Annotated in this window: 24 protein-coding genes; 10 read left to right on the top strand and 14 right to left on the bottom strand. The window is 57.8% G+C overall.

All coding sequences use genetic code 11. The annotated features are described in order from the left end of the window. Positions 1-2 precede the first annotated feature (2 nt). Entirely contained in the window at positions 3-512 is a 510-nt protein-coding gene (gene crr, locus IM313_RS15805) for a PTS glucose transporter subunit IIA (RefSeq protein WP_003861316.1), read from the top strand. Between the two features lie 44 nt (positions 513-556). On the opposite strand, the gene pdxK is transcribed toward crr, so the two are convergent. From pdxK to IM313_RS15755, 10 genes are all read right to left on the bottom strand, one after another. Continuing rightward, positions 557-1,393: a pyridoxine/pyridoxal/pyridoxamine kinase gene (pdxK, locus tag IM313_RS15800; protein ID WP_028013997.1), complete on the bottom strand. Its 837-nt coding sequence runs from the start codon at positions 1,391-1,393 to the stop codon at positions 557-559. Positions 1,394-1,398: 5 nt separating this feature from the next. After that, complete coding sequence (cysM, locus tag IM313_RS15795; protein ID WP_028013998.1) at positions 1,399-2,310, bottom strand: cysteine synthase CysM; 912 nt, start codon at positions 2,308-2,310, stop codon at positions 1,399-1,401. Positions 2,311-2,377: 67 nt separating this feature from the next. Further along, entirely contained in the window at positions 2,378-3,472 is a 1,095-nt protein-coding gene (cysA, locus tag IM313_RS15790; protein ID WP_008501607.1) for a sulfate/thiosulfate ABC transporter ATP-binding protein CysA, read from the bottom strand. Next, positions 3,462-4,337 carry a sulfate/thiosulfate ABC transporter permease CysW gene (cysW, locus tag IM313_RS15785; protein WP_192971227.1) on the bottom strand — a complete coding sequence of 292 codons (876 nt, stop codon included), beginning with the start codon at positions 4,335-4,337 and terminating at the stop codon, positions 3,462-3,464. Before cysW ends, cysA begins: the two co-directional genes overlap by 11 nt. Continuing rightward, on the bottom strand, positions 4,337-5,170 hold the full coding sequence (cysT, locus tag IM313_RS15780) for a sulfate/thiosulfate ABC transporter permease CysT (protein WP_004123378.1): 834 nt from the start codon (positions 5,168-5,170) through the stop codon (positions 4,337-4,339). The genes cysW and cysT overlap by 1 nt, the downstream gene beginning before the upstream one ends. Beyond that, positions 5,170-6,183, bottom strand: a complete 1,014-nt coding sequence (locus IM313_RS15775; protein WP_048959906.1) for a sulfate ABC transporter substrate-binding protein — start codon at positions 6,181-6,183, stop codon at positions 5,170-5,172. Before IM313_RS15775 ends, cysT begins: the two co-directional genes overlap by 1 nt. 175 nt (positions 6,184-6,358) lie before the next feature. Further along, positions 6,359-7,258 (bottom strand): Dyp-type peroxidase, encoded by a 900-nt coding sequence (locus IM313_RS15770; RefSeq protein WP_047368060.1) that lies wholly within the window; start codon positions 7,256-7,258, stop codon positions 6,359-6,361. 92 nt (positions 7,259-7,350) lie between these two features. Continuing rightward, positions 7,351-7,926 (bottom strand): RpoE-regulated lipoprotein, encoded by a 576-nt coding sequence (locus tag IM313_RS15765; protein WP_048957147.1) that lies wholly within the window; start codon positions 7,924-7,926, stop codon positions 7,351-7,353. Between the two features lie 63 nt (positions 7,927-7,989). Then, on the bottom strand, positions 7,990-8,439 hold the full coding sequence (locus IM313_RS15760) for a DUF2919 domain-containing protein (protein ID WP_192971226.1): 450 nt from the start codon (positions 8,437-8,439) through the stop codon (positions 7,990-7,992). Continuing rightward, a complete protein-coding gene (locus IM313_RS15755; RefSeq protein ID WP_003861292.1) occupies positions 8,426-8,851 on the bottom strand; it encodes a GNAT family acetyltransferase in 426 nt (141 codons plus the stop codon). Before IM313_RS15755 ends, IM313_RS15760 begins: the two co-directional genes overlap by 14 nt. A gap of 212 nt (positions 8,852-9,063) precedes the next feature. Between IM313_RS15755 and amiA the strand changes: the two genes are divergently transcribed. Then, positions 9,064-9,939, top strand: a complete 876-nt coding sequence (gene amiA / locus IM313_RS15750; protein WP_028014006.1) for an N-acetylmuramoyl-L-alanine amidase AmiA — start codon at positions 9,064-9,066, stop codon at positions 9,937-9,939. Beyond that, positions 9,939-10,838, top strand: coding sequence for an oxygen-dependent coproporphyrinogen oxidase (hemF, locus tag IM313_RS15745; RefSeq protein ID WP_047368064.1), 900 nt, complete (start codon positions 9,939-9,941; stop codon positions 10,836-10,838). The genes amiA and hemF overlap by 1 nt, the downstream gene beginning before the upstream one ends. 64 nt (positions 10,839-10,902) lie before the next feature. On the opposite strand, the gene maeB is transcribed toward hemF, so the two are convergent. Further along, positions 10,903-13,182, bottom strand: coding sequence for an NADP-dependent oxaloacetate-decarboxylating malate dehydrogenase (gene maeB / locus IM313_RS15740; RefSeq protein WP_028014008.1), 2,280 nt, complete (start codon positions 13,180-13,182; stop codon positions 10,903-10,905). A gap of 246 nt (positions 13,183-13,428) precedes the next feature. Between maeB and tal the strand changes: the two genes are divergently transcribed. Together tal and tkt are read left to right on the top strand one after the other, a co-directional pair. Continuing rightward, positions 13,429-14,379 (top strand): transaldolase, encoded by a 951-nt coding sequence (gene tal, locus IM313_RS15735; RefSeq protein WP_192971225.1) that lies wholly within the window; start codon positions 13,429-13,431, stop codon positions 14,377-14,379. Between the two features lie 19 nt (positions 14,380-14,398). Beyond that, positions 14,399-16,387 (top strand): transketolase, encoded by a 1,989-nt coding sequence (tkt, locus tag IM313_RS15730; RefSeq protein ID WP_192971224.1) that lies wholly within the window; start codon positions 14,399-14,401, stop codon positions 16,385-16,387. 23 nt (positions 16,388-16,410) lie between these two features. Here tkt and IM313_RS15725 read toward each other — a convergent pair whose 3' ends face one another. Both IM313_RS15725 and nudK read right to left on the bottom strand, forming a co-directional pair. Further along, positions 16,411-17,454, bottom strand: coding sequence for a DUF1176 domain-containing protein (locus tag IM313_RS15725; RefSeq protein WP_047364145.1), 1,044 nt, complete (start codon positions 17,452-17,454; stop codon positions 16,411-16,413). Between the two features lie 109 nt (positions 17,455-17,563). Beyond that, entirely contained in the window at positions 17,564-18,154 is a 591-nt protein-coding gene (gene nudK / locus IM313_RS15720) for a GDP-mannose pyrophosphatase NudK (RefSeq protein WP_041908784.1), read from the bottom strand. Positions 18,155-18,390: 236 nt separating this feature from the next. On the opposite strand from nudK, the gene narQ reads away from it, so the two are divergent. Beyond that, positions 18,391-20,085: a nitrate/nitrite two-component system sensor histidine kinase NarQ gene (gene narQ / locus IM313_RS15715; RefSeq protein ID WP_028014013.1), complete on the top strand. Its 1,695-nt coding sequence runs from the start codon at positions 18,391-18,393 to the stop codon at positions 20,083-20,085. A gap of 142 nt (positions 20,086-20,227) precedes the next feature. Further along, a complete protein-coding gene (gene acrD, locus IM313_RS15710) occupies positions 20,228-23,341 on the top strand; it encodes a multidrug efflux RND transporter permease AcrD (protein ID WP_041908782.1) in 3,114 nt (1,037 codons plus the stop codon). 108 nt (positions 23,342-23,449) lie between these two features. Here the strand turns inward: acrD and ypfM are convergent, their stop codons facing one another. Next, on the bottom strand, positions 23,450-23,509 hold the full coding sequence (gene ypfM, locus IM313_RS15705; RefSeq protein WP_015572204.1) for a protein YpfM: 60 nt from the start codon (positions 23,507-23,509) through the stop codon (positions 23,450-23,452). A gap of 387 nt (positions 23,510-23,896) precedes the next feature. On the opposite strand from ypfM, the gene IM313_RS15700 reads away from it, so the two are divergent. The 3 genes from IM313_RS15700 to IM313_RS15690 are packed head-to-tail and all read left to right on the top strand — an operon-like array spanning position 23,897 to position 25,606. Next, positions 23,897-24,253: an ArsC family reductase gene (locus IM313_RS15700; RefSeq protein WP_028014015.1), complete on the top strand. Its 357-nt coding sequence runs from the start codon at positions 23,897-23,899 to the stop codon at positions 24,251-24,253. 3 nt (positions 24,254-24,256) lie between these two features. Then, positions 24,257-25,384 (top strand): succinyl-diaminopimelate desuccinylase, encoded by a 1,128-nt coding sequence (dapE, locus tag IM313_RS15695; protein ID WP_028014016.1) that lies wholly within the window; start codon positions 24,257-24,259, stop codon positions 25,382-25,384. A gap of 24 nt (positions 25,385-25,408) precedes the next feature. Continuing rightward, entirely contained in the window at positions 25,409-25,606 is a 198-nt protein-coding gene (locus IM313_RS15690; protein ID WP_013098222.1) for a YpfN family protein, read from the top strand. Positions 25,607-25,622 lie beyond the last annotated feature (16 nt).

Here is a 25,622-nt window from a genome sequence, read left to right as displayed (position 1 = left end):
TCATGGGTTTGTTCGATAAACTGAAATCTCTGGTTTCTGATGATAAGAAAGACTCCGGAACTATTGAGATTGTTGCTCCGCTCTCCGGCGAGATCGTCAACATCGAAGACGTGCCGGATGTAGTGTTTGCTGAGAAAATCGTTGGTGATGGCATTGCTATCAAACCAACTGGCAACAAAATGGTTGCTCCAGTTGACGGCACCATCGGTAAAATTTTTGAAACCAACCATGCGTTCTCTATCGAATCTGATAGCGGTATCGAACTGTTCGTTCACTTCGGTATCGACACCGTTGAACTGAAAGGCGAAGGCTTCAAGCGTATCGCGGAAGAAGGCCAGCGTGTTAAAGTTGGCGACCCGGTGATTGAATTCGATCTGCCACTGCTGGAAGAAAAAGCCAAGTCTACCCTGACGCCGGTTGTTATCTCCAACATGGACGAAATCAAAGAACTGATCAAACTGTCTGGCAGCGTCACCGTGGGCGAAACCCCGGTTATCCGCATCAAGAAGTAATTCTTGCCGCACAGAAAAATGGCGCCTTCGGGCGCCATTTTTGTTTATGCAGGGAGGATAAGCTCGTCGTAGCCTTTCGACTGGGTATAAAGCATCACGTCAGTCACCCGATCGCCGGCCATGCGAATGGCGTCGGCAACGGTTTTCCCCTCAACAATTCCGCTCACCAGTTCTGAACAGAACAGATCCCCCGTCCCTTTCAGATCGGTTTCTACGCGCGGATGCGCGCTGACGGTCACGCCCTCACGCGTCACCAGCACCACGTGGATGTTTTGCGGGTCATCGGCCACCGGCGCGCTGGTGATCGCCACCCATTTCAGAGTGTCAGAAAGCAACCCCTGCGCGGCGGCAATAGCGCTTTCCGGCGTCCGGCACGGCTTACCGCTTAACACTTCCAGTTCATAGACGTTTGGCGTAATCCCCTGCGCCAGCGGCAGCAGGTGTTCCCGGTACGCTTCCGGGATATCCGGCTTCACGTACATTCCGCTGTCGATATCGCCGATAACCGGGTCGACCAGCACCAGCAGGTCAGGATGCTGCGCTTTGACCGCCCTCAGCCACTGCGCCAGCAGCGCGATCTGGCTGGCGCTGCCCATATAGCCGGTAGTGACCGCTTTAAGCTCGCGCAGGATCTCGCGCTCTTCCAGCGCCTTCAGGTAGCCGCTGAACCACTCGTCGGGGATCACCCCGCCGTAGAAGGTGTCGTAGTGCGGCGTGTTGCTAAACAGCACCGTCGGCACGGCGGTCACGTTCAGCCGGTGGGTACGAATATTTGGCACAGCAATGCTGTTCCCCACGCTGCCGTAAACCACCTGCGACTGCACCGCGACAATGTCGGTTTGCTGCGCCCGGGTGTTATCCCGGAATAGAATCATCTCCATGACGCTTAAATCCCCGCCCCCTGCGAATAACTCTCTTCACCAAAGACGCCGGTAGACAAATAGCGATCGCCGCGATCGCAGATAATCGCCACCACGACCGCACCGGGATTTGCCTGCGCCACGCGCAACGCCCCCGCTACCGCGCCCCCCGAGCTGACCCCGCAGAAGATGCCTTCACGCACGGCCAGTTCACGCATGGTATTCTCCGCCTCGCGCTGATGAATATCCAGCACCCGATCCACCAGCTGCGCATTAAAGATGCCCGGCATATACTCCGCAGGCCAGCGGCGAATGCCCGGAATACTGCTCCCCTCTTCCGGCTGCAGACCAACAATGGTGACCGGTTTCTCCTGCTCGCGCAAAAAACGCGACACGCCGGTAATGGTGCCGGTGGTGCCCATGCTGGAGACAAAATGGGTGATGCGCCCGCCGGTTTGCTGCCAGATTTCCGGCCCGGTGGTGGTGTAGTGCGCGTACGGGTTGTCCGGGTTATTGAACTGATCGAGCAGTTTACCTTCGCCGCGCTCGGCCATCGCTAACGCTAAGTCGCGCGCCCCTTCCATCCCCTGCTCTTTGGTCACCAGAATCAGCTCGGCCCCGTAGGCGCGCATCGCGGCGCGGCGCTCCTGGCTCATGTTGTCCGGCATCAGCAGCTTCATGCGGTAGCCTTTCAGCGCCGCAATCATTGCCAGCGCGATACCGGTGTTGCCGCTGGTGGCTTCAATCAGCACATCGCCTGGCTTAATTTCACCGCGTTTCTCGGCCTGGACAATCATCGACAGCGCCGCACGGTCTTTCACCGACCCTGCCGGGTTGTTGCCTTCGAGTTTGACCCAGATTTCGCTGCCGTTGGCACATCCCATGCGCTGAAGTTTGACCAGAGGGGTGTTGCCGATGGTGTGTTCGAGTGTATTCACGATTTTTACTCAATAAAAAGCCCGGTAAGCATCACGCCACCGGGCGAAAAACATACTCAATAACCTATCAGGCTGACTCCGCCAGAGCAATATCCTCGCGCGTCTCAATGCGCTCCTTACCGTGATAGATGCGCGCATGCTGCAGCCCGACAAACAGGCGCTCACCCCGGTGCGGCGGGACGTCGTCGCGCATGACCACGGTCAGCGGCTCGGTATACCAGCCCAGCGGCTGTACCACCAATTGGGTGTAGTGTCCTTTAGGGCTAGCTTCCAGCACCTGCACCGGCAGCGGGGAATCCAGGCTGGTGCGGCGGCTGACGTCCACTTCCCACGGGCGCAGGAACAGATCGACCGGCCCCTGATGCGCGGAGGTGTAGCCCAGCGGCCAGCGGTGCGCGCCGACGTGGAACTGTCCACCGCGAATGGTGCCCTGCAGGCGGTTCACCTCGCCCATAAACTCCAGCACGAAGCGGGTCGCCGGCTCGCGCCAGAGCTGTTCCGGCTCGTCAACCTGCTCAATGTTACCCTGGCTCATGACCACCACGCGATCCGCGACTTCCATCGCCTCTTCCTGATCGTGGGTCACGAAGACGCTGGTGAATTTCAGCTCTTCATGCAGCTGGCGCAGCCAGCGACGCAGCTCTTTGCGCACCTGCGCATCCAGTGCGCCGAAGGGTTCATCCAGCAGCAGTATTTGCGGCTCAACGGCCAGCGCGCGCGCCAGCGCCACGCGCTGCTTCTGCCCGCCGGAAAGCTGCGCCGGGAAACGGTCCGCCAGATGCGCCAACTGCACCATCTCCAGCAGTTTGGTTACTTTCGCCTTAATGGTTGCTGCATCCGGGCGTTCACGACGCGGCAGCACCGTCAGGCCAAAGGCGATATTGTCGAAAACGGTCATGTGGCGGAACAGCGCATAATGCTGGAAGACAAAGCCGACTTTACGATCGCGGGCGTGCAGGCGGCTCACGTCGGTGCCGTGGAAGCGGATGTGCCCGCTGGTCTGGTGCTCAAGCCCGGCGATGATCCGCAGCAGCGTGGTTTTACCCGAGCCAGACGGCCCCAGCAGCGCCACCATTTGTCCGGAAGGGATATCCAGTGAGATATCATTCAGCACCTGGGTGCGACCAAAAGACTTCTTAATATTGGCAATCTCAATGCTCATGATTTCCCTCCTGATGCTGACGTTTTTCCTGATTCTCTAAACGCCACTGCACCACACTCTTCAAAAACAGGGTCAAAATCGCCATCAGCGTCAGCAACGCTGCGGCAGTAAAGGAACCGACGGTGTTGTAGTCCTGTTCCAGTAATTCAATCTGTAGCGGCAGTGACAGCGTTTCACCGCGAATCGAGCCGGATACCACCGACACCGCACCAAACTCACCGATGGCGCGGGCGTTGGTCAGCACCACGCCGTAAAGCAGCGCCCAGCGGATGTTCGGCAGCGTCACGCGGCGGAACATCTGCCAGCCGGATGCGCCAAGCAGCACCGCCGCTTCGTCTTCGTTGCTCCCCTGGCTTAACATCACCGGCACCAGCTCACGTACCACAAATGGGCAGGTCACGAAGATCGTCACCAGCACCATGCCCGGCCAGGCGAACATGATCTGCAGGTTATGTTCATCCAGCCAGCCGCCCAGCGGGCCGTTGGAGCCGTAAAAGAGCAGGTAAACCAGACCGGCAACAACAGGCGACACGGCAAACGGAATATCCAGCAGGGTCAGCAGCAGCTGACGTCCCGGGAAGTTAAAGCGCGTCACCAGCCAGGCCAGCAGCGTACCGAAGACCAGGTTCACCGGCACGGTGATCAGCGCAATCAGCACCGTCAGCCAGATGGCGTGCAGCATGTCCGGGTTCGCCAGGTTCTCCAGCGCGGGCATCAGCCCCTTGCTGAACGCCTGGACGAAGATATAAAACGTCGGCACGACGAGAATGAGGGCGGACACCAGCACGCCCACGCCAATCAGAAACCATTTACCCCAGTTGATGCGGGGCGCATCGTATCGCTTCAATTGCGTAACTTCCGCCATCAGTGACCTACCACACGTCGACCAAAGCGACTTTGCAGAGTGTTTATCGAATACAGCAGCAGCAGCGAGGCCGCCAGGATCACCGAGGCAATCGCGCTCGCCGCCGGATAATCAAACTCCTGCAGGCGGATGAAAATCATCAGCGAGGTGACTTCCGTTTTCCAGGCGATGTTCCCGGCGATAAAAATCACCGCGCCAAACTCACCCAGGCTGCGGGTAAAGGACAGCGCGACGCCCGCCATCAGCGCCGGAGAGAGCTCCGGCAGAACCACTTTGCGGAAGCTCTGCCAGCGCGTGGCGCCCAGCGTTTCCGCCGCTTCTTCGTATTCCGGACCCAGCTCTTCCAGTACCGGCTGCACGGTACGCACCACAAACGGGATACTGGTAAAGGCCATCGCCACCGCGATCCCGAGCCAGGTATAGGTCACCTTGATGTCAAATTTCGCCAGCCACTCGCCGTACAGCCCGTTCACGGAGAAGAGCGACGCGAGGGTTAAGCCCGCAACCGCCGTCGGCAGCGCAAACGGCAGATCCATCAGGGCATCAAGCAGCGTACGGCCCGGGAAGCGATAGCGGGTTAAGATCCACGCCATCAGCAGGCCAAACACGCCGTTAAAAATGGAGGCAACAAACGCCGACAGCAGCGTCACCTTATAGGCCGCCACCACCTGCGGGTTGGTGACTACGTCCCAGTACTGCGCCCAGCTCATCTGAGCAAGCTGCATCACCAGCGCGCTGAGCGGCAACAGCAGGATCAGGCAGACGAACAGCAGGCTGGTCCCGAGGCTTAAGGTAAAGCCCGGCAGCACGCGTTTAGTCGAGACTGCAAACATTACTTACGCCCCGCCGCCAGCAGTTTGTCTAACTCACCGCCGCTGGCAAAGTGCGTTTTCATCACCTCAGGCCAGGAGCCGAAATGATCTTCCACGCGGAACAGTGCGGTCTGCGGGAATTTATCTTTCAGCTTGTTCATCACGTCCGGATTGTTCACGCGGTAGTAGTAGTCGGTAATGATGGTCTGCGCCTGCGGGCTGTACAGGTAATTGAGATAGGCTTTTGCCGCTTTCTCGGTGCCGTTCGCCTGCACGTTTTTATCCACCCACGCCACCGGGAACTCGGCCAGGATGTTGGTTTTCGGAATAACCACCTCGAAGCCCTGCGCTTCGTACTGCTTGCGAATATTGTTCACTTCGGATTCAAAGCTGATCAGCACGTCGCCCAGACCACGCTCGGCGAAGGTCGTGGTCGCGCCGCGGCCGCCGGTATCAAACACTTCGACGTTTTTCAGGAACTGGGTCATGAACTGCTCGGTCTTCGCTTTATCCTTACCGTCAGCCTTGTCTGCCGCGCCCCACGCGGCTAAATAGGTGTAGCGCGCGTTACCTGAGGTTTTTGGGTTCGGGAAAATCAGCTTCACGTCGGAACGCACCAGGTCGCTCCAGTCGTGGATGTTCTTCGGGTTGCCCTTACGCACCAGGAAGCCCATGGTGGAGTAGAACGGCGAGCTATTGTTTGGCAAGCGGCTCTGCCAGTCAGCCGGGAGCAGCTTGCCCTTGTCGTGCAGGATCTGCACGTCAGTCACCTGGTTGTAGGTCACGACATCTGCTTTCAGCCCCTGCAAGATCGCCAGCGCCTGCTTGGATGAACCGGCGTGGGACTGCTTGATGGTCAGCTTATCGCCATTGTTTTCTTTCGCCCACTGCTGCTCGAACGGTGGGTTAAGGGCGGCAAACAGCTCGCGGGAGACATCATACGAGCTGTTCAGCAGCTCGGTCGCCTGCGCCTGGGCCACCAGCAGTAAACCTGCCAGCGCCAGAGTTCCTTTTTTCAGTACAGTAACGGCCATTGCGCACCCTTATAAATGTGATGACTATCTTATAGTCATAATATTTATAACGGGGATGAAAGGAGTAACGGTTTTATATACCGTTTGGTGATTTACAAGCAGAAAAGGGAATAAGGGTGCGGGGAAAATTGCCGGGTGGCGCTAACGCTTACCCGGCCTACGTATGGGGAGCGTTTTACAGCGCCAGCAGGCGCTCAACGGACGGCGCAAAATAGTAGCCGCCGGTGACCGGGCGGGTGAAGCGCAGCATGGCGTCGCGCTTGCCGTCAGTGTCACCGAACATGCTCAGCAGCTGCTGCTCAATATTGTGCAACCGCGCGCAGTAGGCGCAGAAGTAGAGGCCGTGCGTGCCGCTTGCCGTGCCGTACGGCAGGCTCTGACGAACAATTTTGAGCCCCTTGCCGTCTTCCTTAAGGTCAACGCGGGACAGGTGCGAGGTCACCGGGCGCGCATCGCCGTCGATCTCTTCGTTGGCTTCTTTGGTGCGGCCAATCATCATCTCCTGGTCGTGCACGCTCATGCGGTTAAGCTGCTTGAGGTTGTGCTCCCAGCGCTGAACGAACACGTAGCTGCCGCCCGCGTCCACGCCGTCTTTGATGACCGCCACGTCGCGACGAACCTCTTCACCCGCAGGGTTTTCGGTGCCGTCAACGAAGCCGCTCAGATCGCGCTCTTCCACCCAGCGGAAGCCGTGAACCTCTTCCTGCACGTCGATGCTGTCGCCAAACGCTTCAACCGCCGCCTGAGCAACGGAGAAGTTCACGTCGTGGCGCAGAGAGAGGATGTGGATCAGCACGTCGTATTGGGTGGCTGGCGCCAGGCCTTTGCCGTAAGGGATAAAGTCCTTCAGCTCTTCCGCGCCTTCGCCGCCGCTCAGCTGACGCCAGACGTTATTGCCGAAAGCGACAACGGCACCCAGATGGGCGTCCGGGAATTTGGCCTGGAAGGTGGCCAGTTTATCAACGAAAACTTTGCTGGCCGCGCGCAGGGCATCCACGTCCCCTTTAACATTGGCTTCAATCCAAATCGCCGCGCGGCAATGTTCTGGCAAAATGCCACTCTGAACCTGAGACATCGCTCCTCCTGAAATAAAGATGCCACGTCAGCGTGGCATTGATGGCGGCTATTATACCCGGATTTCAGCGAGGCGGTTTGTTCAGGCGCAAATTACTGCTTCCAGAGTATTTTGCTCACTTTCCAGCTCTTCAGCGTGTCGTCAGAGGGCATCAATCCTTCCGGACCGCTCCAGGTTCCGGTGAAGACATAGCTGATGTGCTGGCTGCCTTCCGCCTTACATTCCACCGCCACGCCATCGTCTGAAGGGGCGCTGCTGCAGTTGCCAAAGGCCTGTTTATAAAGATCGCTAAATGGGGTGCCCACCTTTACGCCGCTGGCGGTCGGAATATCTTCGTCCAGCACGGCAATGCGGTTCACCGTCCCTTTATCACCGTTAATCACCAGCGCCAGCTTGTCACCCTTTAGCGCTTCAAAGTAACGCACAATGTTGCCATTCTCGGTTTTCATCCCGCTACGCAGGCGATAGTCACTGCTCAGGGCATCCTGAATGGCGTCCTGATCGAGCGCCGTTGACGCGGTAATTTTTCCCACGCCCTGCTCGGTCACTTCGGTGGAAGAGCCAAACCAGTTCCACGGATACGCGGCGGACCAGTTAATGGAGGAGAGCGTCGAACAGCCGGTTAACGCCAGCGGGAGAGCGCATAAAAGTAAACGCAGCGATTTCATTGAAACGTCCTTTCTAATTAAATCAACGCTTGTTGGAGTGCGGCATCGGCAAAAAGTGCCGCGCTAATCTGACTCATGCGTAAAACAGGCGCGTAAGCGGGGATTCGTCAGCAGCCACATCAGCGCCACAATATCCGCCACCACCAGCGCGATGCCGATACCGGAAAGCGGTTCACCCAGCCACCAGAGCACGGGTTGCCAGAACAGCAGCGCGATCTGGGCGAGGATCAGCAGCCAGCGAAGCGCACGCCACAGACGCGGGATTACATGCCGTCGACCGCTGCACAAAAAAGCCACCACCGCCGGTACGCCCGGCAGTAAGCCGAGCCAGAAGGCATCATGGTCGGGATAAAAGAGATTCAGCAGCGTATCGCCCTGCCCGCGCGACGCACCGGCCATCACAAACAGTACCCAGGTACGGGCCTGGAGGAGCAAAACGCACCAGAACAAAAACGGCAGCCTGACGCGGCCCTGCGCGTCATAGTCAGCCGGGTGGATCTCAGTACTCTTCATCTTCGATCAGGCGCTTACCCAGCGTCAGCACGTCGGCGTGCTCGTAGCCCAGACGCTCATACATGCCCAGCACCACGTCGTTATCTTCCCGCACCATGATCTGGATTTTTGGGCAGCCGCGGGCGATGAGTTTCTTTTCCAGACGATTGAGCAGCGCGTTGGCGATGCCGCGCGCCCGGTATTCCGGGTGGACGCCCAGATAATAGGCCGAGCCGCGGTGGCCGTCATACCCACCCATTACCGTCCCGACCACCTCGCCGTTCACTTCCGCGACCAGAAACAGGCTAACGTCGTGATTCACCTTACGTTCGATATCCATTTCCGGATCGTTCCACGGACGCAGCAGATCGCAGCGCTCCCAAAGGGTGATCACCTCTTCGAAATCTTCCTGGCGAAAAACGCGTATCTCCATGGTATTAACCGCCTTTTCGGGTTTAAAAACAGTGATTATGGCGTGAACGGGGCGTTTAGCCAATAACCGGGGAAAATCTCGCCAAAATTTGGCATAATGTCACTTTGTCACGTATTGAAATGAAAAGTAAAACAATTCTCAATAAGGACTGTCGTAACGGGAAACACGATACGATATAACACCAGGACCCCATTTTTCAGTATTCAGGCCGCATGAGCACATTCAAACCATTAAAAGCACTCACATCGCGTCGTCAGGTTCTCAAAGCGGGGCTGGCGGCCTTAACGTTAACGGGCATCGCTAAGCAGGCTCAGGCAAAAGACGAGAGCACGCTCAAAACCAGTAACGGACACAGCAAACCGAAAACCAAAAAGCCGGGCGCAAAGCGTCTGGTGATGCTCGATCCGGGCCACGGCGGAATCGACACCGGTGCCATTGGCCGAAACGGTTCGAAAGAAAAACACGTCGTGCTGGCAATTGCAAAAAATGTGCGATCGATTTTACGCAGCAACGGCATTGACGCCCGCCTGACGCGTACGGGCGACACGTTTATTCCGCTGTATGACCGCGTCGAGATCGCCCATAAGCACGGCGCGGATCTGTTTATGTCGATCCACGCGGATGGCTTCACAAACCCTTCCGCCGCGGGCGCGTCGGTGTTTGCCCTCTCCAACCGCGGCGCCAGTAGCGCCATGGCGAAATACCTTTCCGATCGCGAAAACCGGGCGGATGAAGTGGCCGGGAAGAAGGCCACGGATAAAGATCATCTCTTGCAGCAGGTGCTGTTCGATCTCGTGCAAACGGACACCATCAAAAACAGCCTGACGCTCGGCTCGCATATCCTCAAGCGGATTAAGCCGGTGCACCGTCTGCACAGTAAAAGCACCGAACAGGCGGCGTTTGTGGTGCTGAAGTCACCGTCTATCCCGTCCGTGCTGGTGGAAACGTCCTTTATTACCAATCCGGAAGAAGAGCGCCTGCTCGGCACCACGGCGTTTCGCCAGAAGATCGCCAACGCCATCGCCTCCGGCATTATCAGTTACTTCAACTGGTTCGATAACCAGAAAGCGCACTCCAGGAAACGCTGATGAAACCTAATGCACAGCTGGTCAAAACGTTCCTGCTGCAGCTGCAGGATGAGATTTGCCGGAAACTGGCCGCCGCAGACGGCGGTGAATTCCAGGAAGATAGCTGGCAGCGCGAAGCGGGCGGCGGCGGGCGCAGCCGCGTGCTGCGTAACGGCGGCATCTTCGAACAGGCGGGCGTGAATTTTTCCCACGTTCACGGCGACGCCATGCCCGCGTCCGCTACCGCGCACCGCCCTGAGCTGGCGGGCCGCAGCTTCGAAGCGATGGGCGTCTCGCTGGTAATCCACCCGCATAACCCGTTTGTTCCGACCAGCCACGCCAACGTGCGCTTTTTCATCGCGGAGAAGCCAGGAGCCGATCCGGTCTGGTGGTTTGGCGGCGGTTTCGACATGACGCCCTACTACGGCTTCGAAGAGGATGCCGTGCACTGGCACACCACCGCGCGGGACCTTTGCCTGCCGTTTGGCGAGGACGTTTACCCGAAATATAAAAAGTGGTGCGACGATTATTTTTACCTGAAGCACCGCGACGAGCAGCGCGGCATCGGCGGGCTGTTCTTTGACGATCTCAACACGCCGGATTTTGATACGGCATTTAGCTTTATGCGCGCGGTGGGTGAAGGGTTCACCGATGCGTACCTGCCGATTGTCGAACGCCGTAAAAACACCGACTACGGCGTGCGCGAGCGTGAGTTCCAGCTTTATCGTCGCGGGCGGTACGTGGAGTTCAACCTGGTGTGGGATCGCGGGACGCTGTTCGGCCTGCAGACCGGCGGACGCACGGAGTCGATTCTGATGTCGATGCCGCCGCTGGTGCGCTGGGAGTACAGCTACGAGCCAAAAGAAGGCAGCCCGGAGGCTGCCTTGAGTGAGTTCCTTAAAGTACGCGACTGGATTTAACTGCCGGATGGCGCTGCGCTTATCCGGCCTACTCAATCCCCAGGTCGGGTAAGCACACGCGCCCTTACAGCGGCTGCGTCTGCGCCTCAACCACCGCCAGCGCCACCATATTCACGATACGGCGCACGGAGGCAATCGGCGTTAACACATGCACCGGCTTCGCCACGCCCATCAGCACCGGTCCTACGGTCACCCCTTCAGAGCTGGAGACGCGCAGCAGGTTGTAGCTGATACGCGCCGCTTCCACGTTCGGCATAATCAGAATGTTCGCCGATCCCTTCAGCGGGCTGTCCGGCATACGTTCGTTGCGGATGCTCTCCACCAGCGCGGCATCACCGTGCATTTCCCCGTCAATCATCAGCTCCGGCGCACGCTCGCGCACCAGTTCCAGAGTCTGGCGCATTTTGCACGCCGCCGCGGATTTAGACGAACCAAAGTTTGAATGCGACAGCAGCGCCACTTTCGGCTCAATACCAAAGCGACGCACGGTCTCGGCGGCCATCACGGTGATCTCCGCCAGTTCGTCCGGGGTTGGATCGTCGTTCACGTAGGTATCGGCAATAAAGGTGTTGCCGCTCGGCAGCAGCAGCGCGTTCATCGCCCCGGCGGTATGGACGCCGTCGCGATAGCCGAAGATCTCCTGCACCACGCTGAAATGCTCGTGGTAATCGCCGATGGTGCCGCAGATCAGCGCATCTGCCTCGCCGCGATGGACCATGATCGCGCCGATGACCGTAGTATTGCTGATCACCGCCCGCTGCGCCTGTTCCTGGGTGATCCCGCGACGCTTCATGATCGCGTAATATTCGTTCCAGTACTCCTTGAAGCGCGGATCGGATTCGTTGTTAACGATCTCGAAGTCGACGCCCGGCTTAATCTGCAGGCCCAGCTTCTGAATGCGCATCTCGATCACGCTCGGACGACCAATCAGGATCGGCTTCGCCAGCCCTAAGGTGATCAGCTCCTGGGTGGCGTGCAGCACGCGCGCCTCTTCCCCTTCCGCCAGCACCACGCGCTTCGCGTCTGCGCGAGCCTGAGAGAAGATCGGCTTCATAAACAGGTTAGTTTTGTAGACGAACTCGGTGAGCTTATCGACGTACGCGTCGAAATCCTGAATCGGACGCGTCGCCACGCCGGAGTCCATCGCCGCTTTGGCAACGGCTGGCGCAATTTTGACAATCAGGCGCGGATCGAACGGTTTTGGAATGATGTAGTCCGGGCCAAAGCTCAGATCCTGATCCCCGTACGCGGAGGCGACCACTTCGCTCTGCTCAGCGTGCGCCAGCTCGGCGATGGCGTGAACGGCGGCAAGCTTCATCTCTTCGTTGATCGCCGTCGCGCCAACGTCCAGCGCCCCGCGGAAGATGAACGGGAAGCAGAGCACGTTGTTCACCTGGTTCGGGTAGTCCGAACGGCCGGTACAGATAATGGCGTCTTCGCGCACCGCTTTCGCCAGCGGCGGCAGGATTTCCGGTTCCGGGTTCGCCAGCGCCAGGATCATCGGCGCGCGCGCCATTTTCTGCACCATTTCCTGGGTCAGCACTTTCGGGCCTGAACAGCCGAGGAAGATATCCGCGCCGTCAATCACGTCCTCAAGCGTGCGCTTGCCGTCGTCTTCAACCGCGTAGGCCGCTTTGGTTTCCGCCATGTTCGGCTCGCGGTCTTTGTAGATAACGCCCTTAGAGTCGCAGACCACGATATTGTGTTTCTGCATGCCCAACGCCACCAGCAGGTTCATACAGGCGATGGCCGCCGCGCCCGCACCGGAGACCACCATGCGAACGTCGGAGAGATTTTTCTCCACCACGCGCAGGCCGTTGAGAATGGCAGCGGTACTGATAATCGCCGTGCCGTGCTGGTCGTCATGGAACACGGGAATGTTCATACGCTCGCGCAACTTCTGCTCGATATAGAAACATTCCGGCGCTTTGATGTCTTCCAGGTTGATCCCGCCGAAGGTCGGCTCCAGCGCGGCCACCACGTTGATGAACTTATCGGGATCGAGTTCGTCCACTTCGATATCGAACACGTCGATACCGGCGAATTTCTTGAACAGTACGCCCTTCCCTTCCATCACCGGTTTACCGGCCAGGGCACCAATATTGCCCAGGCCCAGCACCGCCGTACCGTTAGAGATAACAGCGACAAGGTTACCGCGCGCGGTGTATTTGTAGGCCGCCAGCGGATCTTTTTCGATCTCCAGACACGGCGCAGCCACGCCCGGCGAGTAGGCCAGCGCCAGATCGCGCTGGGTCGCCAGCGGCTTGGTTGGGGAGACCTGAATTTTACCGGGGACAGGGAACTCGTGAAAATCGAGGGCACTCTGTTTTAACTGATCGTCCATCTTGTTATTCCTTTTACGTATCGGTCAGATAGTATCGCCGCTGAGCAGCGCATAAACTTTGAAGGCTGCCAAACTCTCACCATCACACATTAAAAATTGTTATCAATTTATAACAGCCATGTTACCCGTCTCAAAAGCAATGCCTGCCCCGTCTGCTATGCTTTTTTGCTAAGTCCATCATGATTTTCTCAGAAGTGTGAACTAACGCACTCATCTAACTCTTTTATTTCCAAGGAGTAATTATTTATGAACCAGCTAGACGGCATCAAAAAATTCACCACCGTGGTTGCAGACAGCGGCGATATCGAGTCGATTCGCCACTATCAGCCAGAGGACGCGACCACCAACCCTTCGCTGCTTCTGAAAGCGGCGGGGCTTGCCCATTTTAGCCATCTGATTGACGACGCGATTGCCTACGGTAAACAGCGCGGGAAAACGCAGGAGCAGCAGGTTGCTGAAGCCAGCGACAAGCTGGCGGTTAATTTTGGTGCGGAAATTCTGAAAAGCATTCCGGGGCGCGTGTCGACCGAAGTAGATGCCCGCCTCTCATTCGATCAGGAAAAGAGTATCAACAAAGCGCGCCGCCTGGTGGAGCTCTACCAGGAACAGGGGATCGATAAGTCACGCATTCTGATCAAGCTCGCGTCCACATGGGAAGGCATCCGCGCGGCAGAGGTTCTGGAAAAAGAGGGGATCCACTGCAACCTGACGCTGCTGTTCTCCTTTGCCCAGGCGCGCGCCTGTGCCGAAGCGGGCGTGTTCCTGATCTCGCCGTTTGTCGGGCGCATCTACGACTGGTATCAGGCGAAACAGCCGATGGACCCGTACGTGGTGGAAGAGGATCCGGGCGTGAAGTCGGTGCGTAATATCTACGACTATTACAAGCAACACCGCTACGAGACCATTGTGATGGGGGCCAGCTTCCGCCGCACCGAGCAGATCCTGGCGCTCGCAGGGTGTGACCGTCTGACCATCTCCCCTGACCTGCTGAAAAAGCTGCAGGAGAGCGACGAAACGGTGATCCGCAAGCTGGTGCCGACCTCTACCGTACTGCCAAAACCGAAAGCCATGACCGAAGCGGAGTTCCGCTGGGAGCATAATCAGGACCCTATGGCCGTGGAAAAACTGGCGGACGGCATCCGCCAGTTCGCCGTCGACCAGCGCAAACTCGAAGATCTTCTCGCCGCCAAACTTTAACCTTGCCACGGAGTGAACTATGTCCCGTAAAGAGCTCGCCAACGCCATTCGCGCCCTCAGCATGGATGCCGTACAAAAAGCCAATTCCGGCCACCCTGGCGCCCCGATGGGGATGGCCGATATTGCCGAAGTGCTGTGGAACGACTTCCTGAAGCACAACCCCACTGACCCAACCTGGTACGACCGCGACCGTTTTATTCTTTCCAACGGCCACGCCTCGATGCTGCTCTACAGCCTGCTGCACCTTTCCGGCTACGACCTGCCGCTTGAGGAGTTAAAAAACTTCCGCCAGCTGCACTCCAAAACGCCGGGCCACCCGGAGATCGGCTATACGCCGGGCGTGGAAACGACCACCGGCCCGCTGGGCCAGGGGCTGGCGAATGCCGTCGGCCTGGCAATTGCCGAGCGTACGCTGGCCGCGCAGTTCAACCAGCCCGACCACGAGATTGTCGATCACTACACCTACGTCTTTATGGGTGACGGCTGCCTGATGGAGGGGATCTCCCACGAGGTCTGCTCGCTGGCGGGCACGCTGGGGCTCGGCAAGCTGATTGGCTTCTATGACCACAACGGCATCTCCATCGACGGCGAAACCGAGGGCTGGTTTACCGACGACACGGCAAAACGCTTCGAGGCCTATCACTGGCACGTGGTGCACGAGATTGACGGCCACGATCCGGAAGCGGTAAAAAAAGCGATTCAGGAAGCGCAGAGCGTGAAGGACAAACCGTCCCTGATTATCTGCCGTACCACCATTGGCTTCGGCTCGCCGAACAAAGCGGGCAAAGAAGAGGCGCACGGCGCGGCGCTGGGCGAAGAGGAAGTGGCGCTGACCCGCCAGAAACTGGGCTGGAAATATCCGCCGTTTGAGATCCCGAAAGAGATCTACAGAGCATGGGACGCGCGCGAAGCGGGTGAAAAAGCGCAGCAGGCCTGGAACGAAAAATTTGCCGCCTACAAAAAAGCGCACCCGGAGCTGGCCGCCGAGTTTTCCCGCCGCATGAGCGGTGGCCTGCCGGAAGACTGGGACGATAAAACCCAGGCGCTGATAGAAAATCTGCAGTCCAACCCGGCGAAAATCGCTACCCGTAAGGCATCGCAAAACACCCTGAACGCGATTGGCCCTCTCCTGCCTGAGCTGCTCGGCGGCTCGGCGGATCTGGCGCCAAGCAACCTGACCATCTGGTCAGGCTCTAAATCCCTGAAGGAAGACATTGCCGGGAACTACATCCACTACGGCGTGCGCGAGTTCGGGATGACCGCGATTGCTAACGGCATCGCCCATCACGGCGGCTTCGTGCCTTACACCGCCACCTTCCTGATGTTCGTCGAGTACGCCCGAAACGCGGCGCGTATGGCGGCGCTGATGAAGGCCCGGCAGATCATGGTCTACACCCACGACTCCATCGGGCTGGGGGAAGATGGCCCAACGCACCAGGCGGTAGAGCAGCTGGCAAGCCTGCGCCTGACGCCAAACTTCAGCACCTGGCGTCCGTGCGATCAGGTCGAAGCCGCGGTGGGCTGGAAGCTGGCCGTTGAGCGTCATAACGGACCTACGGCGCTGATCCTGTCGCGCCAGAACCTGGCGCAGATCGAGCGCACGCCGGAGCAGGTAAAAAACATCGCCCGCGGCGGCTATATTCTCAAGGACAGCGGCGGTAAGCCGGACGTGATCCTGATTGCCACCGGTTCCGAGGTGGAAATCACGGTGAAAGCGGCGGAGAAGCTGATCGCCGAAGGTCACGCGGTGCGCGTGGTATCTCTGCCTTCAACGGATATTTTTGACGCCCAGGACGAGGCGTATCGGGAATCGGTGCTGCCTTCCAGCGTTGCGGCGCGCGTGGCGGTGGAAGCGGGTATTGCCGACTACTGGTATAAGTACGTGGGGCTGAAAGGGGCAATTGTGGGCATGCGGGGTTACGGTGAATCCGCTCCTGCCGACAAACTGTTCCCGTATTTCGGCTTTACCGTTGAGAACGTGGTGGAGAAAGCGCTGAGCGTGTTGTAGTGCGACAGCGCTATCCGGCAAAACTAGCGAGTGATCCACAGCGTGGGCCAGGCGTCTGGCCCATTCCAGCTATCGCAGCTTGGCTCTTCCGCATAGCGCACCAGGCGGAAGCGCTGGCCGTCAAAACGCCAGCGCGTCTGGATCCCGCAGTCTCCAATACCGCGTCCCAGCGCCAGCGTCGTCAGCTCGCGCGTTTTCTCATCGAAGCGGGCGTTCATCAGCTCCATGTCGCTGCTCTGGCTGGAGGGGGTGAACGGCAGACGTAACCTGACGCTACGGGCGGCGAACGGTTTTTTACGTGAGACCTGCCACGCCAGATCGACCGTGTTATAGGCCCCCGCTTCACAGCTGACGATCAACAGCGCTTTGTCATCCGTTAATGCAGTGACGCGTACTTCACGACGGTTAGGATCCAGCGAGCACTGGCTATTGTTCATCCGCCACGTCCCATAATCCAGCAGATCGTTCAGCTCGCTATGCGTCAGCGGCGTCGGCGTCGGGTTCACCACGGCCACCTTTTTTAATGCCGGTGCAGGAGGCACGCTCAGCGGCGGGCTATCTCCTTTTTTAATCCATGCCGTTTCGCTGCCAACGCGCTTCTGCTGGGCGTCGATAAACAGCAGCGCCGCCTTCAGACCGACCAGCGAGATCGTCTGCTTCCCCCCGCGCAGGGTCAGCGCCTGCCCTTCCTGAATGTTTTTCAGAAACGTGGTGATGGTACCCGCATCGTCAGTTTTGAGATGCCAGGGGGTTAACTGCCAGTGCTGCGAATTGAGCTTTAACGGAACGTTGTCGAGCAGCAGGCGCGGGGCAATGTCAGGCTCTTTAACCGGCGGGGCCGAAAGCCCGCCGAGATCGATGCGCAGGCTGGCGTCCGTTTTCGCGCCTGCGCTACGGCTCAGCGTCATGACCAGACCGCGATGCTCGCCGGTATTCCGGGCAACACAAAAATTCTGGTTGTTGCAGGTAACCTGCCAGTCTGAAAAAGACTGCTGCGCGGGCGCAGCCCACACCAGAGGCGCGGGTAGCACGCAGAAAAAGAAGAGAAGCAAAACGCAGTAGCGCATGAATGGCACAGCCCCGGAAACGAAAAGGTCAATCTGGGGCGTATCTTCGTGCCCAGGGCGGGCGGGCTCAATCGGATTTATCGGATAGATTTATCTGAAATACACCTTATCACGACATCGGTTTAGGGTTCATTAAGCCGCTGGTTTGCAGATACTGTAACAGGATCACCGCTTTACCGTCGCGGATCTCGCCGCTTTTCACCATCTCAACGGCCTGGGTGAAAGGCATTTCCAGCACTTCAATGTCTTCATCCTCCACGCCGCCGCCGCGATGCGTGCGCTGGGCATCGGTGTATTCCGCAATGAAGAAATGGACCAGCTCGGTCACCCCGCCAGGGGACATGAAAAGCTCAAAGACTTTTTGCACCTCGCCCACTTCAAAACCGGTCTCCTCAACGGCCTCCTTGCGGATGCAGACTTCCGGCTCATCGTCATCAAGCAGGCCGGCGCAGGTTTCAATCAGGCGCCCGTCCGCATTGCCGTTGACCCAGGTCGCGACCCGAAACTGGCGAATCAGCACTACGCTTTGCTTTTCACGGTTATACAGCAGAATGGTTGCGCCATTGCCCCGGTCGTAGACTTCGCGTTTGTGGCGAATCACGTCACCGTTCTTACGGGTTAAATCGTAAGTGATGTTACGCAGGACAAAGTAATTTTCAGAAAGGATTTTGTCTTTGATAACGGTAATGTTCAGGGACATACGGGCTCCACGGCTAAATGAGTCTGTTTATACTACCCCGTGAAGCCCGCTTTGTCGTCCGTCGGCTCAGGCGGCGCGTTACTTCTCGCCAGATTTCAGGTTAATGCCCAAAGCGGCTTTTGGATCAATAACCTTATCTTTAGTATGAATAAGCTATTTGCTCGCCACCGCGTTATCAGGCAATGTACAACTGCCCATGACCTGTGGCTGAGCCATTTTATGCAGAGATCCGTTCCGTGACCGTTAAACGCCCCGTTTCCGGAAGCCTTGCCTGGGCTTTCTTTTCGATCATTGCCCTGTCCGTGCTGACCAGCACCGTCGCGCTGCTGACGCTTGCCAGCAGCCAGCGTGACGCCGAAGCTATCAACATTGCGGGATCGCTGCGCATGCAGAGCTACCGCCTCGGCTACGAGATGCAGCGCAACAGCCCCTCCCTTATGGCGCATCGTGAGAACTGGCAGCGAACGTTAAGCGCGCCTTCCCTGGAGAAGCTGAACCGCTGGTACGTCCCGGACAACGTCAAGGCGCGCTATCAGCAGCTGCATGTGGCCTGGCTGGATATGGACAAGCACATCGCCCGCGGCGACAGCGCATGGTATGACGCTCACATTGAGGATTTTGTCGGCCGTATTGATGCCTTTGTGCTCGCCCTCCAGCACTACACCGAAAATAAAATCCAGACGGTGACGCTCCTCTCTCTGGCTGGCGCGCTCGGGATCCTGCTGCTGACGCTGTTTACCCTGCGGCGCATCCGTCGCCAGGTGGTGTTGCCGCTGAACAACCTGGTGGCCGCCAGCGAACGCATTGAGCGAGGGGAATTTACCACCCCGGCGCCGGACACCGCGCTCCCCAACGAGCTGGGCCAGCTCTCCCGCGCCTTCAACCATATGTCGGGCGAGCTACATACTCTCTATCGGTCGCTCGAAGCCTCCGTCGCGGAAAAGACGCGGCATTTGCATGAAGCCCACCAGCAGCTCGACATGCTGTTCAAATGCTCCCAGGCGCTGAATACCGGGCAGATAGACAGCCTGTGCTTCCGGCATATTTTGCAGATTGTGCATGAATACACGCAGATGAATTACCTGGAGCTACGCACCAGCGACGACTGGCGGCTGTGTGAAGGAACAGAGGTGAGCGGCATTTCTCTGCAAACCCTGCCGGTGCTGATGCAGGATACCCTCTACGGCGAGCTGCGCTGGCAAAGCGAGACGGGCAGCGTTCCTCTTCCGCTGATGAGAAGCGTGGCGACCATGCTCGGACGTGGGCTGTACTTTAACCAGGCGCAGAAGCATTACCAGCAGCTGCTGCTGATGGAGGAGCGCGCCACCATCGCCCGCGAGCTGCATGATTCGCTGGCGCAGGTACTCTCCTATCTGCGGATCCAGCTCACGCTGCTTAAACACGCCGTGCCGGCGGAAAATGCCTCCGCGCAGACGATCATCACCGACTTCTCCCGCGAGTTGAACAACGCCTGGCAGCAGCTGCGCGAGCTGCTGACCACCTTCCGCCTGACGCTAAACCATGCGAATTTACCCGCGGCGCTGCAGGAGTCTCTCGATGCCCTGCAGAGCCAGACGCAGGCGAAGCTGCACCTCGACTGCCGCCTCTCCACCCTGGCGCTTGACGCGCAGAAGCAGGTGCATTTGCTGCAGATCGTGCGGGAGGCCGTCCTGAATGCGATTAAGCACGCGCAGGCCAGCGAGATCACCGTCAGCTGCGTGACCGCCGTGGACGGCACGCACAGCGTCAGCATTCGCGACAACGGCATCGGGATTGGCGAGGCCAGCGAGCCGCCGGGACACTACGGGCTGAACATTATGCGAGAACGCGCGCAACGGCTCGGCGGAATGCTGCACTTCTCGCAGCCGCAAAACGGCGGCACGCAAGTCAGCGTGACGTTCCCCGCACCCGCGCCGTTAACAGGTAAATAACGGTAAAGGGTGAAGCGCCGGGAAAAGCGCATGATAATTTACATTATCTCCTTTATTTCTCCACGTTTGGCCTGGGCCTTACCGCTAAAGTGATGCGGGCAATAAACAATAATGACGTGCAGCAAAACGAGGTCACACTTTCATGGCGAATTTTTTCATCGATCGCCCCATTTTTGCCTGGGTGCTTGCCATCCTGTTGTGTCTGACAGGTGTCCTGGCGATTACTTCTCTTCCCGTTGAGCAATATCCCGATCTGGCACCGCCTAACGTGCGTGTCACAGCAAACTACCCCGGCGCGTCCGCACAAACGCTGGAAAATACCGTGACGCAGGTTATCGAGCAGAACATGACGGGTCTGGATAATCTGATGTACATGTCCTCCCAAAGCAGCGCCACGGGACAGGCTACGGTTACCCTGAGCTTTGAGGCGGGCACCGACCCGGACGAAGCGGTGCAGCAGGTACAAAACCAGCTGCAGTCGGCCATGCGTAAACTGCCCCAGGCCGTGCAGAACCAGGGCGTCACCGTGCGTAAAACCGGTGATACCAACATTCTGACCATCGCGTTTGTCTCCACCGATGGCTCAATGGATAAACAGGACATTGCGGACTACGTCGCCAGTAATATTCAGGACCCGCTCAGCCGTATTAACGGCGTGGGGGATATCGACGCCTATGGCTCACAGTACTCGATGCGTATCTGGCTCGATCCCAACAAGCTGAACAGCTATCAGATGACGGCGACCGACGTGACGGACGCCATCAAAGCACAGAACGCCCAAATTGCCGTGGGGCAACTGGGAGGCACGCCTTCCGTCGATAAACAGGCCCTGAACGCCACCATTAATTCGCAATCTCTGCTTCAGACCCCGGACCAGTTCCGCAACATCACCCTGCGCGTGAATCAGGATGGTTCAGAAGTGCGTCTGGGCGACGTTGCTAAGGTGGAAATGGGTGCGGAGAAATACGATTACCTGAGCCGCTTTAACGGCAACCCGGCCTCTGGACTGGGAATTAAGCTGGCCTCCGGCGCAAACGAAATGGCGACGGCGAAGCTGGTATTGGACCGTCTGGATGAGCTGTCGCAGTATTTTCCGCACGGGCTGGAGTACAAAGTCGCCTATGAAACCACCTCCTTCGTTAAAGCCTCGATTGAGGACGTAGTCAAAACCCTGCTGGAAGCGATCGCCCTGGTGTTCCTGGTGATGTACCTGTTCCTGCAAAACTTCCGCGCCACGCTGATCCCCACCATTGCCGTCCCGGTGGTGCTGCTGGGCACCTTTGCGGTGCTTTACGCGTTCGGCTACAGCATCAACACCCTGACGATGTTTGCCATGGTGCTGGCGATTGGCCTGCTGGTGGACGATGCCATTGTGGTGGTCGAAAACGTCGAGCGCATCATGAGCGAAGAGGGGCTTTCCCCGCGTCAGGCGACGCGTAAATCGATGGGACAAATTCAGGGGGCGTTGGTCGGTATCGCGATGGTGCTGTCGGCGGTCTTTATCCCGATGGCCTTCTTTGGCGGTACAACCGGGGCGATTTACCGTCAGTTCTCAATCACCATCGTCTCGGCGATGGTGCTCTCCGTGCTGGTGGCGCTGATCCTCACCCCCGCGCTCTGCGCCACCCTCCTTAAGCCGCTGCACAAAGGGGAACATCATGGCCAGAAAGGGTTCTTCGGCTGGTTTAACCGCACGTTCAACCGCAACGCCGAGCGGTATGAATCTGCCGTCGGCAAAGTGCTACACCGCAGCCTGCGCTGGATGATGATTTACGTTGTGCTGCTGGGCGGCATGGTGTGGCTGTTCCTGCATCTTCCCACTTCGTTCCTGCCGCAGGAAGACCGGGGGATGTTCATCACCTCGGTGCAGCTCCCGAGCGGATCCACCCAGCAGCAGACGCTGAAGGTGGTTCAGAACGTTGAGCAGTACTTCTTCACCAAAGAGAAAAATAACGTTGTTTCGGTCTTCTCTACCGTCGGCTCCGGCCCGGGCGGGAACGGGCAGAACGTCGCCCGCATGTTTGTCCGCCTGAAAGACTGGGACGAACGCGACGCCAGAACGGGAACCTCGTTCGCCATCATCGAACGCGCGACCAAAGCGTTTGCCCGCATTAAAGAGGCGCGCGTCTTTGCCAGCAGCCCGCCCGCGATCAGCGGCCTGGGCAGTTCCGCCGGGTTTGATATGGAGCTACAGGATCACGCCGGCGCGGGCCACTCGGCCCTGATGGCCGCGCGCGATAAGCTGCTAGAACTAGCAGGGAAAGATCCCGGCCTGACCCGCGTTCGTCACAACGGTCTTGACGACAGCCCGCAGCTTCAGGTGGATATCGACCAGCGTAAGGCGCAGGCGCTGGGCGTGTCGATCGACGATATCAACGACACCCTGCAAACCGCATGGGGCTCAAGCTACGTAAATGACTTTATGGATCGCGGCCGCGTGAAAAAAGTGTATGTCCAGGCAGCCGCGCCGTTCCGCATGTTGCCGGATGATATTAACCGCTGGTTTGTACGCAATAATTCTGGCGGAATGGTGCCCTTCTCGGCCTTTGCCACCTCGCGCTGGGAGAGCGGTTCGCCGCGTCTGGAGCGCTATAACGGCTATTCCGCGGTTGAGATCGTCGGGGAAGCCGCGCCGGGCGTCAGCACCGGTACCGCCATGGACACCATGGAAAAACTGGTGCAGCAGTTGCCTGCCGGTTTTGGTCTGGAATGGACGGCCATGTCTTACCAGGAACGCCTCTCCGGAGCGCAGGCCCCTGCCCTCTATGCGCTTTCTTTGCTGGTGGTCTTCCTCTGCCTTGCCGCGCTGTATGAGAGCTGGTCGGTTCCGTTCTCGGTCATGCTGGTGGTGCCGCTTGGGGTTATCGGTGCGCTGCTGGCGACCTGGATGCGCGGCCTGGAGAACGACGTTTACTTCCAGGTGGGGCTACTTACGGTGATCGGCTTGTCGGCGAAAAACGCCATTCTGATCGTTGAGTTTGCCAACGAGATGAATGCCAAAGGCCACGAGCTGATGGCCGCCACGCTGCACGCCTGCCGCCAGCGCCTACGTCCGATCCTGATGACCTCACTGGCGTTTATTTTTGGCGTACTGCCGATGGCAACCAGCACGGGTGCAGGCTCAAGCAGCCAGCATGCGGTGGGTACCGGCGTCATGGGGGGGATGATTTCGGCCACCATCCTGGCGATTTATTTTGTGCCGCTGTTCTTTGTGCTGGTGCGTCGTCGCTTCCCGCTCCGGGAGCGACAGGAATAATCCGCAGTCATAAAAAAGGCGGCTTAATCGGCCGCCTTTTTATTGTGTGATTAATTCACACTATGGTTATTTTACTTATTTTAGTGCTCTTGCAATTCTTACTGAATGTCATTTACGAAGCATGCCTTCGATAAAATCTTTCCAGTTCCCCAGTTCACGTTCAATCATAACAACCTCTCTTATTATTATGCGCATTCTACGAAAACGTATCATCATTGTGAAGACTGTTTAACCAATCGCTGTGATTGTACCCCGCCACCGTTGGGGATTTATGATAAATATGAACGGAGGAGTTTAAATTTTGTGTGACGGCCAGCAATATTTTGAAATAACCCTACGAACGGGTGAGTTTTATTTTAGGCGCTGAGTTTATTCAGAATTTAAACACGGTGGACATCTATGCTTAAATGGTGAAAGTATATTCAGCGTACAAGTGTGAGTTGAATTAAGAAGAAGTGTAAATCCAGAGCATTCCTGAGTGTGTTATATTCCACTTAAAGATATATCTTCGAATTTACTGAACGTTTAATCGCCATAAGAGCAAAAGGATTCAACATGGTTGTGATGTACGGCATTAAAAATTGCGACACCATCAAAAAAGCACGCCGCTGGCTGGAAACTAATAACGTCGAGTACCGCTTCCACGATTATCGTGCCGACGGGCTTGATGCAGAATTTCTGCATACCGCCATTAACGAACTGGGATGGGAAGCGCTGCTGAACACCCGCGGCACCACCTGGCGTAAGCTGGACGAATCCGTGCGCGCCAGCATCAAAGACGCCGACAGCGCGGCAAAGTTGATGCTCGACATGCCGGCAATTATCAAACGCCCATTGCTCTGCAAGCCAGGTCAGCCTATGCTGCTGGGTTTCAGTGAAACCCTTTATTCTGACTTTTTCGTAGAGGTGTAGTGTATGTCATGCCCGGTCATTGAGCTGACTCAACAGCTTATTCGCCGTCCCTCCCTTAGCCCGGACGACGCAGGTTGTCAGGCATTAATGATTGAGCGCCTGCGCGCCATCGGTTTTACCGTTGAGCGCATGGATTTTGGCGACACCCAGAACTTCTGGGCGTGGCGTGGCCAGGGCGAAACGCTGGCCTTTGCCGGGCACACTGACGTCGTTCCCGCGGGTGACGCCGATCGCTGGATTAATCCGCCGTTTGAGCCGACCATCCGCGATGGCATGCTCTTCGGCCGCGGCGCGGCAGACATGAAAGGCTCGCTGGCGGCGATGGTTGTGGCGGCAGAGCGCTTTGTGGCTCAGCATCCGAACCACAAAAACCGTCTCGCGTTCTTGATCACCTCCGATGAAGAAGCCAGCGCCCATAACGGTACCGTGAAGGTCGTTGAGGCGCTGATGGCGCGCAATGAACGTCTTGACTACTGTCTGGTCGGCGAGCCGTCCAGTACCGAAGTGGTGGGTGATGTCGTCAAAAATGGTCGCCGCGGCTCGCTGACCTGTAACCTGACCATACATGGGGTTCAGGGGCATGTGGCCTACCCGCATCTGGCCGATAACCCGGTCCACCGCGCCGCGCCAATGCTGAACGAACTGGTAGGCATCGAGTGGGATAAAGGCAACGAGTTCTTCCCGCCGACCAGCATGCAGATCGCCAACGTCAAGGCCGGAACCGGCAGCAACAACGTCATCCCGGGAGATTTCTTCGTCCAGTTCAACTTCCGCTTCAGTACCGAACTGACCGACGAGACGATCAAAGCGCGCGTTGTCGCTCTGCTGGAAAAATACAACCTGCGCTACACCGTTGACTGGTGGCTTTCCGGCCAGCCGTTCCTGACGCAGCGCGGCAAGCTGGTGGATGCGGTGGTGAACGCCATTGAGCACTATAATGAAATTAAGCCGCAGCTGCTGACGACGGGCGGCACCTCAGACGGACGCTTTATCGCCCGCATGGGTGCACAGGTTGTCGAACTGGGTCCGGTTAACGCGACGATTCACAAAATCAACGAGTGTGTGAACGCAGCCGATTTACAACTGCTGGCCCGCATGTATCAACGTATTATGGAGCAACTCGTCGCCTGACGAGCGCTCAGAGAGGAATAGCGAATGGATTGGCTTGCAAAGTACTGGTGGATTCTGGTGCTGGTGTTTCTGGTCGGCGTACTGCTGAACGTGATTAAAGACCTTAAGCGCGTTGACCACAAAAAGTTTCTCGCGAATAAGCCGGATCTCCCGCCGCACCGTGATTTTAACGACAAGTGGGACGATGACGACGACTGGCCGAAGAAAGACCAGAAGAAGTAATCGGTCTATATCCCCT

Source organism: Enterobacter cloacae complex sp. P2B, from assembly GCF_014895985.1.
Classification (GTDB): Bacteria; Pseudomonadota; Gammaproteobacteria; order Enterobacterales; family Enterobacteriaceae; genus Enterobacter; species Enterobacter bugandensis.
The sequence above is the reverse complement of the archived record's forward strand: the minus strand, read 5'-3'. Positions and strand labels throughout refer to the sequence as shown.